The sequence below is a fragment of the Gemmiger qucibialis genome (assembly GCF_027689445.1).
GTDB classification, from domain to species: domain Bacteria; phylum Bacillota; class Clostridia; order Oscillospirales; family Ruminococcaceae; genus Gemmiger; species Gemmiger qucibialis.
The window spans coordinates 441230-457251 of record NZ_JAQFEN010000002.1 but is presented as its reverse complement, the minus strand read 5'-3'; the positions used below and the strand labels follow the sequence as shown (position 1 = coordinate 457251).

Here is a 16022-nt window from a genome sequence, read left to right as displayed (position 1 = left end):
AACCACTCGGCGTTATCCTTCGTCCGCTGCGGGGTCCAGCTGGCCGGTGGTGTCCAGCTGGATGGCGGAGCCGCGCCGCACGGTGGTGCCTGCCCGCGGGTACTGGCTGACGACCCGCTCCCCCTGCCCCAGCACATCCGCAGTCAGGGTATACTCGCTCAGCTTTTGGGCCGCGGCGGGGGCTTTCCAGCCGGTCACATCAGGCACAGTGGTAAAATATTTAGCCTGCTCTGCTTCCGTATAGCTGGGCTCGATGCCCAGCCGCGGCAGGCTTTTTTGCAGCACTTCCGCCGCCACGGGGCCGGAAAGCGCGCCGCCGCTGGTGGTCCAGCTGTGGGGTTCATCCAGGCAGATGAGGACTGCGATTTTTGGGTTTTCGATCGGTGCCACTGCCACAAAGCTGGCAATGCGGGCGCGCTCATTCTCGCTGTCCAGCTTTTGGCTGGTGCCGGTTTTGCCGCCCACACGGTAGCCCGCCACGGCACCGTTTTTACCGGTGCCGGTGGTCACAACGCCCTCCATCAATTCGCGCATGACGGCGCTGGTTTCGGGCCGGATGACCTGCGCTTTTACGGTGGGCTCCACCTGCTGCACGGTATTGCGCTCGGCATCGCGGATGGACTGCACCACATGGGGCTGCATCAGCTTGCCGCCGTTGACCACCGCGCAGACGGCTGTGATCATTTGCAGGTAGCTCACCTTACTGCTTTGCCCGAAGGAGCAGGAAGCCAACTCCACCGGGCCCATGCGGTCGGCGGTATAGTATTCGCTGCGCTTGATCTCGCCGGGCAGGTCAATACCGGTTGCGGCGCGCAGGCCAAAGGCGGCAAAGTAATCGCAAAAGTTCTGTTTGCCCAGCCGCGCCCCCACCTGGATAAAGCAGGGGTTGCAAGATACCGCCAGCCCCTGGGCCAAGGTTTCACTGCCATGGATATGCCCGTTTGCGCAGCGGAAATTTGTGCCCGCCACATTGATCTTGCCCGCGCAGACAAAGCGGCTGTTCCGCGTGACTGCACCGGTATCCAGTGCCGCAGCGCAGGTGATGAGCTTGAACACACTGCCGGGTTCGTACAAATCGGAAATTGCCTTGTTGCGCCACTGGGCCTGCTGGGCGGTCTGCAAAGCTTTGCTGCGTTCTTCCCCGCTCAGGGCGTTCACCTGCTGGCGGATGGTTTCATCCACAATGGTGCGCGGATCGTTGGGGTCGTAATCCGGCTTGGTGGACATGGCAAGGATCGCGCCGGTATCGACCTCCATCACAATGCCCACCGCACGGGCCGCCACATGATGCTCCGCCACGGCGGCACTGAGCGCACTTTCCAGATAGTGCTGGATGTCCGCCCGGATGGTCAGGGTGATATCATTTCCCGGCACGGCATCCTGCAGGGTGCTGTAATGGGTGGGCATATCATACCCCCAGGCATTTTTTGCAGTCAGGATGGTTCCGTTCCGGCCGGTCAACTGGGCGTCATATTGCAGTTCCAGCCCCCAAAGGCCCTGATTATCCACATCGGTAAAGCCCAGCAGACAGCCCATAAAGTTGCCCTGCGGGTAAACGCGCTTGGTATCCTGCAAAATCTGGATACCCTGCGCGTTGTTCTGCGTGCACCAGGCCCGCACGGAGTCCGCCAAATCGGCATCCACCCGGCGGCGGAGCAGGCAGTCATTGCTGGTGCGCTTGCTCAGCTTTTGCAGGGTAGCGTCATAATCAATATCCAAAATTTCGCTCAGCGCTTTGGCGGCGGGCTGCACCAGCTCATCCGCCAGTTCCCGCGGGGAGGCCCGGATGGTCCAGCAGGTTTTGCTGGTGGCCAGGGTAACGCCATCGGCGGAATAAATTTCGCCGCGGGCGGCGGGCAGCGTGGTATCCCGCAGCTGCTGGGCCGCGGCACGGTTGGCGTAACCGCTGGGGTCCAGTATTTGCAGGGTAAACAGCCGGGCCAGCAGCCCGCCAAAGCACAAAACCGCCACCAGCCCGGCCAGCACACGGGTGCGCCGCCGCATGTGGCGGTTCTGCGCAGGGCAAATGCTGCGCGGCGGGCGGTGGGTCTGTTTCATGGCGGTCTGCCTCCCCCTGTATTTTCTTCCACACACAAGCGTATGTGCTGGCGGGGCGGTTTATCCCGGTTTTGTGCGCCAGTATTGCAAGATTGTTTCCTTGCCGCACTGAAATTGCCCGGTGTTTAACGCTGGATTTTGCCATTAGTCGATATTTGTTTTTATCTTTTTCCTTTTCTTTCAGAACAAATTTCGCTCAAGCGCTGTTTTCATCGTTGCTTTTCGTTTCAGATACCCTTGCAAAATCCATTCTTTTTTTGCTTTTTGAAAACGAAATTGCTCATTTGCAAGGACAATATCGTTTCAATTCGCACAGATATTGCTTTTCTGCTTTTCTCGTTTTATAATGATAAACATGTAAATTCTTCGTAAAGCGAATAAGGAGTATCGGGAGCGAATGAGCAACACAAAAAGCGCTGAATCCACCCTGTCGGAGCCGATTTTTAACCGCCAGGCATTGGTTCGGCTGATTTTGCCGCTGCTGGCGGAGCAATTTTTGTCGGTATCCATGGGCATGGCGGATACCCTTATGGTATCCGGCGTTGGCGAAGCCGCTGTGTCCAGCGTGAGCCTGGTGGACAGCCTGAATATTTTGATCATCCAGATCCTGTCCGCCCTGGCAACCGGCGGCGCGGTCATCAGCAGCCAGTACCTTGGCCGGCGCGATGGTGAAAAAGCCGCCAAAAGCGCCGCACAGCTGTACACCGTTCTTGCGGTCAGCACCATCGCTGTCATGCTGGTCATTCTGGTGCTCAGCCGCCCCATCCTGCGCATTGTTTTCGGCCGCATTGATGACGATGTGATGAGCTTTTCACAGACCTACTTTTTGATCAGCGCCATCTCCTACCCCTTTATCGGTTTTTACAACGCCGGGGCCGCTTTGTTCCGTGCACAGGGCAACAGCCGCATTTCCATGCTGGCCAGCCTGGTCATGAACATCATCAATATCTGCTTCAACGCCCTGTTCATTTATGGGCTAGGCATGGGGGTACTGGGCGCTGCACTGGCCACCCTGTTGGGGCGCGTGTTTGCCGCGGCGTGGGTGTTCTGGCAGCAGCAGCAAATTGAAAACCCGCTCTGCATCCGCCATATTGCGGATATGAAGCCGGACGGCGACCTGATCCGCCGCATCCTTGGCATTGGCATTCCCTCCGGTTTGGAGAACGGCATGTTCCAGATTGGCAAGCTGTGCGTCAGCAGCTTGACTTCCACCCTGGGCACCTCCGCCATTGCGGCCAACGCGGTGGCCAACACCATCAGCGGCATTGCCAACATTCCCGGCAGCACCATGGGCCTTGCCATGATCCCCGTCGTCAGCCGCTGCCTTGGCGCAGGAGACAAAAAGCAGGCCAAGTATTACGCCAAGATGTTTATCCTGATGGCAATGTTCGGTTTGTTCTGCACCAACGCCTGCCTGTTTTTTACGATTCCTTACATTGCACGGCTGTTCAGCCTTTCGGATACTGCGCTCAACATGTGCGTTACCGTTATGCACTGGTTCTCTTTGTTCAGCGTTCTCTGCTGGGCTACCAGTTTTACGCTGCCCAACGCCCTGCGCAGCGGCGGCGATGCCCGCTACACCATGACGGTGAGCATTTTCAGCATGTGGCTGTTCCGCGTAATTTTGAGCTACATCTTCGTGCTCAAGCTCAACATGGGGCTGACCGGCGTGTGGTTCGGTATGTTCATTGACTGGATCTGCCGCAGCGTATTCTTCATGATCCGCTTTGTCAGCAACAAGTGGATGGACCACAACGTAATCTGATACTATTTCTGCTTTAAGTTTCCTTAGCTCACATTCTAAATAACATCAAAAAGCGGCGCAGAGCCGGGCGTTATCTTCTCCGGTTCTGCGCCGCTTTTTTATTTTTATGTGATAATGAACGATTTACAGGATATCCCACTGCACGGGGGTCAGGAACAGCTTTTCCGCCTCGGCACGGTCGGTGGTCTGGCCCAGCACCCACATCAGTTTGACTGCGGTGGCTTCGGGGGTCATATCGTGCGCTTCCAGCACACCGGGCAGGGCTTTGGCCGCGCGGCCAACTTCGTACACGGCAAGGTCGCTGCCCTCATGCGGTACCTGGGTAGTGAACACAGCCAGGTGCCCCGCGCCGCACCAGTCCCGCACGGCGGCAAACATGGCACCATCATCCTCGCCGGGCAGACCGCCCACGCCAAAGCTTTCCAGCACCAGAGCGCGGTAACGGCCCTCCAACATGGGGATGATATCCGCCCGCATGCCCGGCACCAGCCGCAGCACAAACACATTGGGGTCCAGCGCGGTACTGAACACCGCATGGGTATACTCCGCCGGGCGCTGCAGGAACTGGATCAGGCGGCGGTCCCGGAAGATGGCAGTTTCGGGATAATCAATGCTGGAAAACGCGTTAAAACTCTTGGTTCGGGTTTTGCGGGCGCGGGTGCCCAAAATCACCTGATTGTCAAACACGATCTGCACACCCCAGGCATCCGGATGGCAGGCATAGGCCACGGCGCGCCACAGGTTGTTGCGGGCATCGGTATCGCGGTTATAAATCGATTTCTGGCTGCCGGTCAGCACCACCGGCTTGGGGCTTTTGCGTATCATGTAGCTGAGCGCTGCGGCGGTATAGCCCATCGTGTCCGTGCCATGGGTGATGACAAAACCGTCATAGCGGTCATAGTTTTCCTGCACAGCGGCGGCAATGCCCTGCCACTGTTCGGGGCCCATGTTGGTGGAATCCAGGTTATACAGCTGGATGGCATCAATGCGGCAGAATTCCGCCAGTTCCGGCACGCAGGAAAGCAGCTCTTGCGAGGTGATAGCCGGGGCAAGCCCGCCCGCCGCCGTTGGGCGCGAGGCAATGGTGCCGCCGGTTGCAATCAGCAGGATCGTTCTCATAAATTGGAGTTCTCCTTTTATTTTTCACTGCACGGTGCCTTGGCGCAGGGGCGGGGCACCCTTGTGCATAATATTCATAAGTGCGCTTATTATACCATCTGTGTGCGCGCAAGGCAAACATTTTTTGCAGGGGGTTGACAAGCTTGGTCTATTGTTATAGACTAGGTTTATAGCAATAGACCAAATGAGAGAAGGAGCACCCCGAAATGGAACAGGATTACCGCCTTGCGGAAGGCGAATACCGCTTTGCCTGCCTGGTGTGGGCCAACGAGCCGCTGGGCAGCGGCCAACTGGTAGCGCTGGCAAATGAAGCCCTTGGCTGGAAGAAAAGCACCACCTATACCGTGCTGAAAAAGCTGTGTGAACGCGGTATATTACACAATGCAAACGGCACCGTAACGGCACTGGTCAAACAGGCCCAGGTTCAACAGGAAGAAAGCGCCGCCGTCGTGCAGAAAAGCTTTGGCGGCAGCCTGCCCCGCTTTGTGGCCGCTTTTTTGAACACCAGCTCCATCAGCGAGGAAGAAGCCGCCGCCATCCGCGCCATGCTGGATGACGCCCGCCGCCAGGACAGCGACGCCTGAATGCTGCTTGCTTACTGCTTAACGGAAAGGAAAAACGCCATGATGTTCAGCATCCGTTCTTTTGTGCTGTATGCCGTTGGCACCAGTATGTGCGGCGGCCTGCTGGTACTGCTCTGCCTACCGTTGTGCGCGCTGCTGCGCAGGCTGCGGGCACCCAGCAAACTGCTGTGCCTGCTTTGGCTGGCGGTCGGGCTGCGGTTTCTGCTGCCGGGCGGCATCCCGGTATCCATCCGGCAGCCGGGCAGCGCGGCCCCCATTCAACAGGCTGGCGCCGTGGTTCAGGCGCTCACCGTGCCCGCGGAACTCCCGGCGCAGGCTTTGCCGGGCGCGGCAGGCAGTGCTCCCCTGCCCGGCAGCATGTTTAACATCTGGGTGGCACTGGCAGCGATCTGGGCTGCCGGGGTAGTGGTTTTACTGGTGCGCGCGGCAGCTGGCTATTGCCGCCTGCGCCGCATGGTAACCCTTGCCTGCAAAACGCCGGATAGCTGCTACACCTGCGCTGCGGTTGCCACGCCGTTCACACTTGGCGTGCTGCGCCCCCGCATTTATATGCCGCAAAGCCTGCAGGGTCCCCCACGCCGTGCGGTACTGCTGCATGAACGCACCCACATCCGCCGGGGTGACCCCATTACCAAGCCGCTGTACTATCTGGCCGCCTGCCTGCACTGGTGGAACCCGCTGGCGTGGCTGGCGTTCCGTCAATTTGAGCAATACATGGAACTTGCCTGTGACGAAGCCGCCATCGGCACCGCTCCCGCTGCCGAGCGCGCGGATTACTGCGAAAGCATTCTGCGCTTTGCCACGGTGCGCCAGATGCCCGGTGCCCTCGCTTTTGGGCAGGGCCAGGTGGCCAAGCGGGTGGCCCACTTGCTGAAATACCGCAAACCCGCCCCGCTGCTGTTAGCCCTTGGCTGTGTGCTGGTTGCGCTGGGCTGCGGTGCCTGCGCCCTGCGGCCCCAGGCGGAAACCATAACACCGCAGGCCGAACCCGTTTCCGCTGCGGCAGAACCCACGCCGGAACCTGCCACTCCTGCTGATGATACGCTGACCAACAGCGCCGCGGAACCCACCGCACAGCCGGAGCAGCCCCAGGCCACGGCAGAGCCGCTGGTTTTTGGCTGGCCGGTGGCAGATTTCCATTACATTGCCCGCTTTGTATCAGACTGTCACCGCGGAGCGGATTACAGCGCCACCAAAGGTACGCCGGTGCTGGCAGTGTATAACGGCACGGTGGTGGTTGCCAACAACCACTACAGTTACGGCAATCATGTGGTGATCGACCACGGCACCCTGCCGGACGGCCACAGTTACCGCACGCTGTATGCCCACCTGGATACCCTGAGCGTGGCAGCTGGCGATACAGTGACCCAGGGCCAGCAGCTTGGCACGGTGGGTTCCACCGGCAAATCAACCGGCAACCACCTGCACCTGGAGCTGTTTGTGGATGGAGCCTTGACCGATACCCGCACAATGATTCCTTACGATAACACCACCTCCCCGGACCTGCATTTGACCACCACGCTGGATTTTATCTGCCCGTTACAAGACTACACGGCAATTTCTGCCCCTTTCCGCACCGATGATTCTGACACACCGCCGCACCTGGGTGTGGATTTTGCCGCCGCGGGCGGCACACCGGTCCAGGCTGCGCAGAGCGGCGTTATAACCCAGGCAGGCTGGGATGATGACCACGGTTACTTTGTAACCATCTACCACGGTGCAAACGCCGCTGCCAACGATGACGGCGTTTACCCTGCCAACTATGCCACCAGCTATGCTCACCTGCAAAGCAAGCCCGCCGTACAGGTGGGGCAGCGGGTCGCGCAGGGGGATGTGATCGGCTATGTGGGCAGCACAGGCAGTTCCACCGGCAACCACCTGCACTTCCAGCTGCTGGTAAACGGCACCCCTGTTGACCCGCTGGCCATGCTGCTGCAATAAGAGAAACCAAATGAAACTGAAAACATTCTATGTACGGGCTGCTGCAGCTGCGGCGGCAGCCCTGCTTTTTTTGTACCCATTCCCCGCCCATGCAGCGGATTCCGCTGCCTTGCAGGGCCAGGTGAGCGCAGCGCAGCGCGAATATGAAAGTGCCGCCAGCACACTGGACAGCATGCAGCAGCAAGCCAGTGACACCCGCCAGCAGGTCAACGACTTGCAAAGCCAAACCGACGCACTGCGCGGCCAACTGGGCAGCATTGTGGCCCAGCTGGAGCAAAGCCGCACCGAGCTGGCTGAAGCCCAGAACCAAGCAACCGCTGCGGCCAAGGCGCTGGAAGAAAAGCAGGCTGCGTTCAGCGCCCGATATGACAGTTGCAAGCAGCAGCTGACCGCCATGCAGCTGCTGAACGAAGGCGGGGAAATCAGCCTGTTGATGCAGGCGGATGATTTGTACGAACTGCTGACCTTTTGGCAGGTGCTGAACGATTTGACCGAGCACAATAAACAGCTGCTGGACGAGTTGGATGCGGAAGCTCAGGCTCTGGACACCCAACGCCAGCAGGCCGAAGCCGCTGCAACGCAGGCCGAACAGGCCGCCCAAGCCCTGCAGGCGCGCCAGGATAAACTGACCCAGACGCAGATCCAGCTGGAACAGGCCTTGCAGCAGGCCAGCACGGAACTGGACAGCCAGCAGGCAGCCGCCGAAGCCCAGGCCGCCGTGACCGAAGAAAAACGCAAGGCCTATGAACAGGCCACCGCCGCGCTGGATGCCTACTTAAAAGCGCAGAGCCAGAAATACCAGGATCCCGCCCGCCATTGCAGTTTGGATTTCACCTGTCCCCTGCCCAGCGTGGGGCGCATCAGCACCTACTTTGGGGAGCCGGATGCTGTATACAACAAGCCGCACACAGGGGCCGACATGCCCGCCGCCAGCGGCACCCTCATTTACGCCGTGGCGGATGGCGTGGTCAGCGCGGCATCCGCCCGGCCCAGTTATGGCAACTGTGTGCAGATCGACCACGGCACCGCGGATGACGGCAGCAGCTATGCCACCCTGTATGCGCACATGTCCAGCTTTTGCGTCAGCGCGGGGCAGACGGTGCATAAGGGCGATGTGATCGGCTATGTGGGCAACACCGGGGATGTGCGCGGTGCCAACGGCGGCTACCACCTGCATGTGGAGCTGCGCATCAACGGCACCCGCACCGACCCGCTGCAATACATCCCGCACTGAACAGTGAATGTCGATTGACCGGCTAACGTACAAAACAAACACACTATGGCTGAACTGCAACACAAAACACCGCGCAACCCCCGCCGCACCAACCTGCGCCGGCTGCCCGGCTGGCACAAAACTGGCGAGATTTTTTATGCCGTCGGCTTTTTAACAGAATATTGGCTCATCTGCCTGGGCCGCAAGGCTGCCGCCGCGGCGCACGCTGCGCGGGATGCTGCGCTTTATCTTATCTGGCTGCTGCTTGCCCCGGTGTTGGAGCTGGGGCAGGCATTCTGCACCGCGCTGGCCGGGCCGCACCCGCTGCGGCAGCTGGTGCCATGGCTTGCCCCCTGCGCCGCCGGGGTGATACTTTGGGCTGTGGTTGCCCATGGGCTGAACCTGCACTTTACCCTGCAGGTGGAAGTAAACGGCACCGTGGTTGGCAGCGTTGCCACCGAGCAGAACTTTGATACCGCCCGCGCAGACCTCCAGGCCCGCCTTGCCGCCGCACGGCAGCTGGCGGATTCCGATACCGCCGCCCTGCCGGTGCTGGAGCCAACCTATACCCTGCACATCGGCGGTACCCCCATGACAGAATTGCAGCTGACGGATGCTATTCTGCGCGCCAGCGGCAGCTCCATTGTGGAAGGCACCGCAGTGTATCTGGATGGCAGCCTTGCTTTTGTTACGGTAGAGGGCGACCACCTGCGCTGCTTTTTCAACCAGCTGCAGCGGCCCTGGCGCGCCCCTAGGCAAAGCAATGTGCGCACCGCATTTCTGCACGAGCTCCGGCTGGTGGATGGCATCTATCTGGCGGGTTCGGTGCAGCCTTATGGCGAGATCGTTCAGCAGCTGCAAAGCCGCGATCTGCTGCAGGTCAAAACTGTGTACACCCGCGTGTATCAGGAGCCGATCCCCTATGACCAGCAGACGGTGGAACGCAGCGACCTTGGCTTTGGCGTGGTGGAAACCATCCAGCAGGGTGTTGACGGCACCCAGCAGCTGACTGAGGAGATCACCTATGTGAACGGTGTGCAAACTGCCGCCGAGGTGGTACATATTGATATATTGACCCCCGCAGTGCCGGAGATCACTGCCCGCGGCACTCATCTTGCGCCGGGCATGACGGCGGAGCTGGACGGGCACACCTTCATCTGGCCGGTGCCGCAGTACAAGCATGTCAGCCGCTGGATGGGCGGCAGTGACAACCACAAGGGCGCGGATATTGCCGCGCCGCGCGGCACCCCCATCATTGCCTCAGCAAGCGGCACGGTGGTAACGGCCACCTACCACAACAGCGTTTTCAGCTATGGCAACTATGTCATTCTGGACCACGGGGATGGCTACCGAACCTTGTATGCCCACATGAGCGCTTTTGCCGTCAAGCAGGGCGATGTGGTGCAGCAGGGCCAAATAATTGGCTATGTGGGGGATACCGGGTATTCTTTCGGCTGCCACTGCCACTTTGAAATGTTTGGTCCCGGCGGGCGGTTCAGCGCGCAGCTACTGTTCCCCACTTTATAGTGCAGCAGCTTTCCATTTTTATAAGGCAACACCGCACAATTCCCGCCTTACGGCTTAAGCACCGCTCCGACGGCTGCGGCACGGCATCTGCGTTGCCAAAATGCTCGATAATGTCGGGTTGCGATACCCGCATCGTGCTTCGGGGGCAAAAGCCCCTCGCACTCTGCGACCGCTGCCCCTGCTTCGGTTCGCTGTTTCCGCCACTGGCGGCGCTCACCTTTGCAGCATCCAGTATTATCTGCGCTTTTGGCCTAGCAGCTGCCGCACCTCGCTCGCCGTATCGGCACTTAGAATTATGCGGTGTTGCCTTATAAAATTTTGCAATCCACTTTACCTTTTCCATTTTTTGTGTTAGAATTTTAAGTAATTTATGGGGACAATGTCGTCCGCCCTTGTTGGCGGCTGCATTGTTCCCTTTTTTACTTATAATGGAGGTGGATGGTATGGACCGCATTGACCGCAAAATCATTGATATTCTGCAAACAAACGCACGCGCCCCACTGAAAGAAATTGCCGACCGGGTGTTTTTGTCCTCCCCTGCGGTTTCGGCCCGCATTGCTAAACTGGAAAAAGACGGCGTACTGACCGGCTATCAGGCGCAGGTTGCCCCGCTCAAGCTGGGGCAGCTGGTCAAGGCGTTCATCAACCTGGATATGGACCCCAAGCTCAAGCCGGAGTTTTACCCCTACATCCAAAGCTGCGGCAATGTTGTGGAGTGCAACTGCGTGACCGGCGATTACAGCATGCTGATTGAAGTGCTGTTTGGCACCACGCAGGAGTTGGATACCTTTATCAACCATCTGCAGCAGTTTGGCCGTACCCGCACGCAGATCGTGTTTTCCACCCCGGTGGAGCACCGCGGCCTGCCGGTGAGCGAACCGGAGGAAGAACCGGCGGCGGAAACCTGACTGCCTGTTCCCGCCTTTTCCCATCCCTGTCCTGAATATGGGCGGGGATTTTTTTATTTTACCTGTTGACAGCTGTGTATATTGCGTATATACTGTATATACAGCATATGAACAGTTCAGATTGCAAGGAGGAACACGGCATGGAGCTGTATATCTCCAATTCCGGCCAGGAACCCATTTACGCGCAGATCACCCGGCAGATCAAAGCCAAAATTTTGAACGGCGAATTGCAGCAGGGCGATGCACTGCCCAGCATCCGCCTGTTGGCGAAGGAGCTGCGCATCAGCGTGATCACCACCAAACGCGCGTATGAGGACCTGGAGGCCGATGGTTTTATTACCACCATGCCGGGGCGCGGCAGCTTTGTTGCGCCGCAAAACCCGGCTCTACACCGGGAGGAAAGCTTAAAACAGATGGAAGAGCACCTGCAGCACGCCATTGATGCCGCGCGGCGCGGCGGCATTACCAAAGACGAAGTGCGCGAAACCCTTGACCTTTTGTGGGAGGAATCATGATGGCTGAACCTTTGGCCGCCGCACTGCATGGTGTGGCAAAACATTACCACGGTTTTACCCTTGGCCCGTTGAACCTGGAAATTCCCGCCGGGAGCATTGTTGGCCTGATTGGTGAAAATGGCGCGGGCAAAACCACCCTGCTCAAACTGCTGACCGGTGTAAACCGCCCGGATGCCGGCACCGTGGAGCTGCTGAGCGCCACCCCAGATGATGCCGCTGTGCGCGCGAAAATTGGCGTTGTGTTTGAGGATGCCTATTTTTATGAATCGCTGACCCCCGCACAGGTTGGTGCCAGCCTGCGCGGCATATTTGGCCCAGTGTGGGATGCCGGTTATTTCGCCGCTCTGCTGGAGCAGTTCCACCTGCCGCCGAAAAAGAGCATCAAAGAACTCAGCCGCGGCATGCGGATGAAGCTGAACCTTGCCAGCGCTTTGGCCCACCGGCCGGAGCTGCTGGTGCTGGACGAAGCCACCTCCGGGCTGGACCCCGCCGCCCGCAGCGAGATTTTGGATATCCTGCTTGATTTTATCCAGGATGAGCGCCACAGCGTGCTGTTGAGCAGCCACATTACCACCGACCTGGAACAGATCGCCGATACCATTGCCTACCTGCACCACGGGCAGCTGCTGTTTGCCAAAAACAAGGATGACCTGATGGAAGAATACGGCATTCTGCGGTGCAGCCAGCAGGACCTTGACCGCCTGCCGCCGGAGTGGATCGCCGCCACCTGCCGCACCGCCGCCGGCTGCGAAAGCCTGGTACACCCGCGGGTCAGCGTCCTGCGCGCATTGCCCGGTGTGGTATGCGATGCCGCCAGCATTGATGACATCATGCGTCTGACCAGCAAGGAGGGATAACAATGAAAGGTCTTTTGTGCAAAGACTGGGCCATTTTGGTGAACAGCTACAAGAAAAATTTCCTTATTATGGTTGTGCTTTATCTTGGCATGGCGGTCTGCCTGCATATGAATTACCTGTGCTATGCGCTGGTTGCCGTGTGCGGCGTTTACGCATCCAGCACCATGAATTTTGATGATTACGCCCACTGGGATACCTATGCCCGCACCCTGCCGGTCACACCGGGGCAGGTTGTTGGCTGCAAGTACCTGCTGGGGCTGCTGTTCACCCTGTTTGGCAGCGTTTGCGCCGCGGTGGGGATTTTCCTTACCGGCCAATACACAGATGTGTTGGAAGCGGCATTCTCGATTCTGCTCATTGCCGCGTTTTCCCTGCTGCTGTTTGCCGTCAACATGCCGTTTTCCTACAAATTCGGCGCGGTGCGTGCCCGCACCTGGGTGTACCTGGTCGCATTCTTTGGTGTTTTCCTCATAATTTTTGCCATGGAGCATCTGCCCTATCTGCAGCGTTCTTCCGTCATTTCCCTGCTGGACGCTTTGGGCAATGCCCTCACCGCGCAGCCGGTGCTTTTGTTGCTGCCCTGCGCGGCCGTGCTGCTGCTCTACCTTGGCAGCTGGGCCTTGAGTGTACAAATTTATCAGCGCAAAGAGTTTTGAGGGAATTCCTGGTTCTTTTGCTCGGCGGTAAAAACGCTGAGTGAAAACACGCCGGATCAGGCCGGAGCAGCTAAAAACCGGCAATCCGCTATTGACAAACCGGCACCCGTGCGGTAAAATAATTAAGTATTCAATGCGGGTGTCGTACAACGGCTAGTACATCAGCCTTCCAAGCTGGGGACGAGGGTTCGACTCCCTTCACCCGCTCCATAGAAAAACAGCGCAGAAGCGAAAGTTTCTGCGCTGTTTTTCTGCTCAAGTACCCACTTTCTTTTTTACCCAATACCAAAACAGGCAGTGTCCTTCTCCCCTTTCCGGGAGCGGCACTGCCTGTTTTTATTCTATTAAAGTTTCTTCGGTTCCCTTCTTTTCAAAGAAGGAACAAAACTCCCGTAACTTTACTGCTGCTGTTCCGCGCGCTTTTTGGCGATGGCGGCCAGGGCATCCTTGCGGGACAGGTTGATGCGACCCTGCTGGTCGATGTCGGTTACCATAACGATGATGGGATCGCCCACGGCAACAACATCTTCCACATGCTCTACACGGTGGTCGTCCAGCTTGGAGATGTGAACCAGACCTTCCTTGCCCGGGGCAATCTCAACAAATGCGCCAAAGTTCATCAGGCGGGTCACGCGGCCCTTGTAGATAGCGCCCACTTCGGGATCTTCCACAATGGTCTTGATGGTGGAAATCGCGCGCTTGGCGTCGTCCTGATCCACAGCGGAGATAAAGACGTGGCCGTCCTCCTCAATGTCGATCTTGCAGTTGAAGTTGGCGCACATTTCCTGAATGACCTTGCCGCCCTTACCGATGACGTCCTTGATCTTGTCAACGGGGATTTGCATGCTGAACATCTTGGGTGCATACTTGGAAAGCTCTGCGCGCGGCTCGGCAATGCAGGGCTTGATGATCTCGTCCAGGATGAACAGGCGGCCCTTGCGGCACTTTTCCAGTGCTTCGGCCACAATATCATAAGTCAGGCCGTCCACCTTAATATCCATCTGGATAGCGGTAATACCGCGGCGGGTGCCGCCAACCTTAAAGTCCATATCGCCGTGGAAGTCCTCCACGCCCTGGATATCCAGCATGGTCATCCAGCGGCCGCCGTGCAGCGGGTCGCCATCGGTGATCAGGCCGCAGGAGATACCGGCAACCGGTGCCTTGATGGGCACACCAGCATCCATCAGGGCCAGGGTGGAAGCGCAAATAGAAGCCTGAGAGGTGGAGCCGTTGGAGCTCATGATTTCAGAAACGGTACGGATGGTGTACGGGAACTCTTCCATGCTGGGCAGCACGGGGATCAGGGCACGCTCCGCCAGGTTGCCGTGGCCGATCTCGCGGCGGCCGGGGCTGCGGGGTGCGCGGGCTTCGCCGGTGGAGTACGGCGGCATGTTATAGTGATGGATGTAGCGCTTGAGCGGGGTATCGGACAGGTCGTCCATTATCTGGGCATCTTTGGTGGAGCCCAAGGTGCAGATGGTCAGGGCCTGGGTCTGGCCGCGGGTGAACAGGCCGGAGCCGTGCACACGGGGCAGCACACCGACTTCGGCGGCCAGCGGGCGGATCTCATTGATGCCGCGGCCGTCAACACGCTTGCCTTCTTCCAGCAGCCAGGTGCGCACAACTTTCTTCTGCAGCTTATAGCTGATCAGATCCAGGTCGGCGGCGTTCAGTTCGGGGTGTTCCTCGGCAATAGCATCCATGATGGGCAGCATGGCGGCATCGCGGACGTTTTTGTCGTCGGTGTTCATGGCAGCCTTGACATCTTCCAGGTGCTTGGCGTACACATCCGCCAACAGAGCGTGGTCCAGTTCCACCGGGGTAAAGCTCTTCTTCGGCTTGCCGATCTCTGCAACAATGCCGTTCATAAAGGTGAGCAGCTTTTTGATTTCCTCATGGCCAGCCTTGATGGCGTCCATCATGACCTCTTCGGTCACTTCGTTGGCGCCGGCTTCAATCATGACGATCTTTTCCATGCTGGCAGCCAGGGTCAGGGCCAGGTCAGAGCGCTCGCGCTGCTCCTTGGTGGGGTTCAGCACGATCTCACCGTCCACATAGCCGACTGCCACGCCGCCGATGGGGCCATTCCAGGGGATATCCGACATGGCAATGGCGAGAGACGCGCCGTTCATACCGGCAATCTCAGGGGAGCAGTCCGGGTCAAGGCTCATCACAGTCATGGTCACGCAGACATCGTTGCGCATATCCTTGGGGAACAGCGGGCGGATGGGGCGGTCAACCACGCGGGAGGACAGGATGGCGTGTTCGCCGGGGCGGCCTTCGCGGCGCATAAAGGAGCCGGGAATGCGGCCGGCGGCGTACAGCTTTTCTTCAAATTCCACGCTCAGGGGGAAGAAATCCACCCCTTCACGCGGCTTTTCGCTCATGGTAACATTGCACAGCACGCAGGTTTCGCCATAGCGGATCATTGCGCTGCCATTGGCAAGGCCGCAGAGCTTGCCGGTTTCCACCACAAACGGGCGGCCGGCAAAAGTTGTTTCAAACTTGCGGTAGTTGGGGAAGGTTGCCTTACGGGATGCAAATTCCAGTGCCATAGTAATTCTCCTTCTGATATAATTTTTGATACCTGGTGGGAATATGCGGTTCAGGCAGCCCCATGCTTTGAGCAATAAATCCAGCGGCGGAACGGTTGTTTTGCTCCGGCGTTCGATTTACTGCACAAACCATGCGGGCGGCCAAAAACATTAAGTTAGGAGGTAGGAGGGAGGAGTTAGGAGTTACAGCACTGACCAAAGGTACCGCACATTACATTGTAAAAGGCAGTGGGATATAATGGACTGGCAACGGTGGCCGGAGTGCCAAAGTACCGTTCTTCTCCCTCGGGGTCCTAACTTTATTCAATATTATTACAGGTCAGC

12 protein-coding genes and 1 tRNA gene are annotated in these 16022 nt (G+C 58.5%); 10 read left to right on the top strand and 3 right to left on the bottom strand.

What is annotated here, in order from left to right; genetic code table 11:
* Positions 1-12: 12 nt before the first annotated feature.
* The gene (locus PG062_RS05910) at positions 13-2058 is read right to left on the bottom strand and encodes a penicillin-binding transpeptidase domain-containing protein (RefSeq protein WP_270751572.1); all 2046 of its coding nucleotides are present in this window, start codon (positions 2056-2058) and stop codon (positions 13-15) included.
* Positions 2059-2455: 397 nt separating this feature from the next.
* Between PG062_RS05910 and PG062_RS05905 the strand changes: the two genes are divergently transcribed.
* On the top strand, positions 2456-3823 hold the full coding sequence (locus PG062_RS05905) for an MATE family efflux transporter (RefSeq protein ID WP_270751571.1): 1368 nt from the start codon (positions 2456-2458) through the stop codon (positions 3821-3823).
* 123 nt (positions 3824-3946) lie between these two features.
* On the opposite strand, the gene PG062_RS05900 is transcribed toward PG062_RS05905, so the two are convergent.
* Positions 3947-4942, bottom strand: coding sequence for an asparaginase (locus tag PG062_RS05900; protein WP_270751570.1), 996 nt, complete (start codon positions 4940-4942; stop codon positions 3947-3949).
* Positions 4943-5148: 206 nt separating this feature from the next.
* Here PG062_RS05900 and PG062_RS05895 point away from each other — a divergent pair, with 206 nt between their 5' ends.
* From PG062_RS05895 to PG062_RS05855, 9 genes are all read left to right on the top strand, one after another.
* Positions 5149-5526: a BlaI/MecI/CopY family transcriptional regulator gene (locus tag PG062_RS05895; protein ID WP_113998878.1), complete on the top strand. Its 378-nt coding sequence runs from the start codon at positions 5149-5151 to the stop codon at positions 5524-5526.
* Positions 5527-5565: 39 nt separating this feature from the next.
* Positions 5566-7467, top strand: coding sequence for a M23/M56 family metallopeptidase (locus PG062_RS05890; RefSeq protein WP_270751569.1), 1902 nt, complete (start codon positions 5566-5568; stop codon positions 7465-7467).
* A 10-nt stretch (positions 7468-7477) separates the two neighbouring features.
* Complete coding sequence (locus PG062_RS05885) at positions 7478-8701, top strand: murein hydrolase activator EnvC family protein (RefSeq protein WP_270751568.1); 1224 nt, start codon at positions 7478-7480, stop codon at positions 8699-8701.
* Between the two features lie 45 nt (positions 8702-8746).
* A complete protein-coding gene (locus PG062_RS05880; RefSeq protein WP_270751567.1) occupies positions 8747-10207 on the top strand; it encodes a M23 family metallopeptidase in 1461 nt (486 codons plus the stop codon).
* Positions 10208-10650: 443 nt separating this feature from the next.
* The gene (locus tag PG062_RS05875; RefSeq protein WP_113998882.1) at positions 10651-11115 is read left to right on the top strand and encodes an Lrp/AsnC family transcriptional regulator; all 465 of its coding nucleotides are present in this window, start codon (positions 10651-10653) and stop codon (positions 11113-11115) included.
* Between the two features lie 140 nt (positions 11116-11255).
* Positions 11256-11630 (top strand): GntR family transcriptional regulator, encoded by a 375-nt coding sequence (locus PG062_RS05870; RefSeq protein ID WP_113998883.1) that lies wholly within the window; start codon positions 11256-11258, stop codon positions 11628-11630.
* Entirely contained in the window at positions 11627-12487 is an 861-nt protein-coding gene (locus PG062_RS05865; RefSeq protein WP_270751565.1) for an ABC transporter ATP-binding protein, read from the top strand. Before PG062_RS05870 ends, PG062_RS05865 begins: the two co-directional genes overlap by 4 nt.
* Before the next feature lie 2 nt (positions 12488-12489).
* On the top strand, positions 12490-13143 hold the full coding sequence (locus PG062_RS05860) for an ABC-2 transporter permease (RefSeq protein ID WP_270751564.1): 654 nt from the start codon (positions 12490-12492) through the stop codon (positions 13141-13143).
* Between the two features lie 135 nt (positions 13144-13278).
* Positions 13279-13353: transfer RNA gene (locus tag PG062_RS05855), tRNA-Gly, on the top strand.
* A gap of 188 nt (positions 13354-13541) precedes the next feature.
* Here the strand turns inward: PG062_RS05855 and PG062_RS05850 are convergent.
* Positions 13542-15698, bottom strand: a complete 2157-nt coding sequence (locus tag PG062_RS05850; protein ID WP_270751563.1) for a polyribonucleotide nucleotidyltransferase — start codon at positions 15696-15698, stop codon at positions 13542-13544.
* Positions 15699-16022 lie beyond the last annotated feature (324 nt).

Coding starts and splice junctions, on each gene's coding strand:
- PG062_RS05890 (WP_270751569.1), top strand. CDS start 5,566: ATGATGTTCAGCATCCGTTCTTTTGTGCTGTATGCCGTTGGCACCAGT.
- PG062_RS05905 (WP_270751571.1), top strand. CDS start 2,456: ATGAGCAACACAAAAAGCGCTGAATCCACCCTGTCGGAGCCGATTTTT.
- PG062_RS05870 (WP_113998883.1), top strand. CDS start 11,256: ATGGAGCTGTATATCTCCAATTCCGGCCAGGAACCCATTTACGCGCAG.
- PG062_RS05900 (WP_270751570.1), bottom strand. CDS start 4,942: ATGAGAACGATCCTGCTGATTGCAACCGGCGGCACCATTGCCTCGCGC.
- PG062_RS05875 (WP_113998882.1), top strand. CDS start 10,651: ATGGACCGCATTGACCGCAAAATCATTGATATTCTGCAAACAAACGCA.
- PG062_RS05860 (WP_270751564.1), top strand. CDS start 12,490: ATGAAAGGTCTTTTGTGCAAAGACTGGGCCATTTTGGTGAACAGCTAC.
- PG062_RS05885 (WP_270751568.1), top strand. CDS start 7,478: ATGAAACTGAAAACATTCTATGTACGGGCTGCTGCAGCTGCGGCGGCA.
- PG062_RS05865 (WP_270751565.1), top strand. CDS start 11,627: ATGATGGCTGAACCTTTGGCCGCCGCACTGCATGGTGTGGCAAAACAT.
- PG062_RS05895 (WP_113998878.1), top strand. CDS start 5,149: ATGGAACAGGATTACCGCCTTGCGGAAGGCGAATACCGCTTTGCCTGC.
- PG062_RS05850 (WP_270751563.1), bottom strand. CDS start 15,698: ATGGCACTGGAATTTGCATCCCGTAAGGCAACCTTCCCCAACTACCGC.
- PG062_RS05880 (WP_270751567.1), top strand. CDS start 8,747: ATGGCTGAACTGCAACACAAAACACCGCGCAACCCCCGCCGCACCAAC.
- PG062_RS05910 (WP_270751572.1), bottom strand. CDS start 2,058: ATGAAACAGACCCACCGCCCGCCGCGCAGCATTTGCCCTGCGCAGAAC.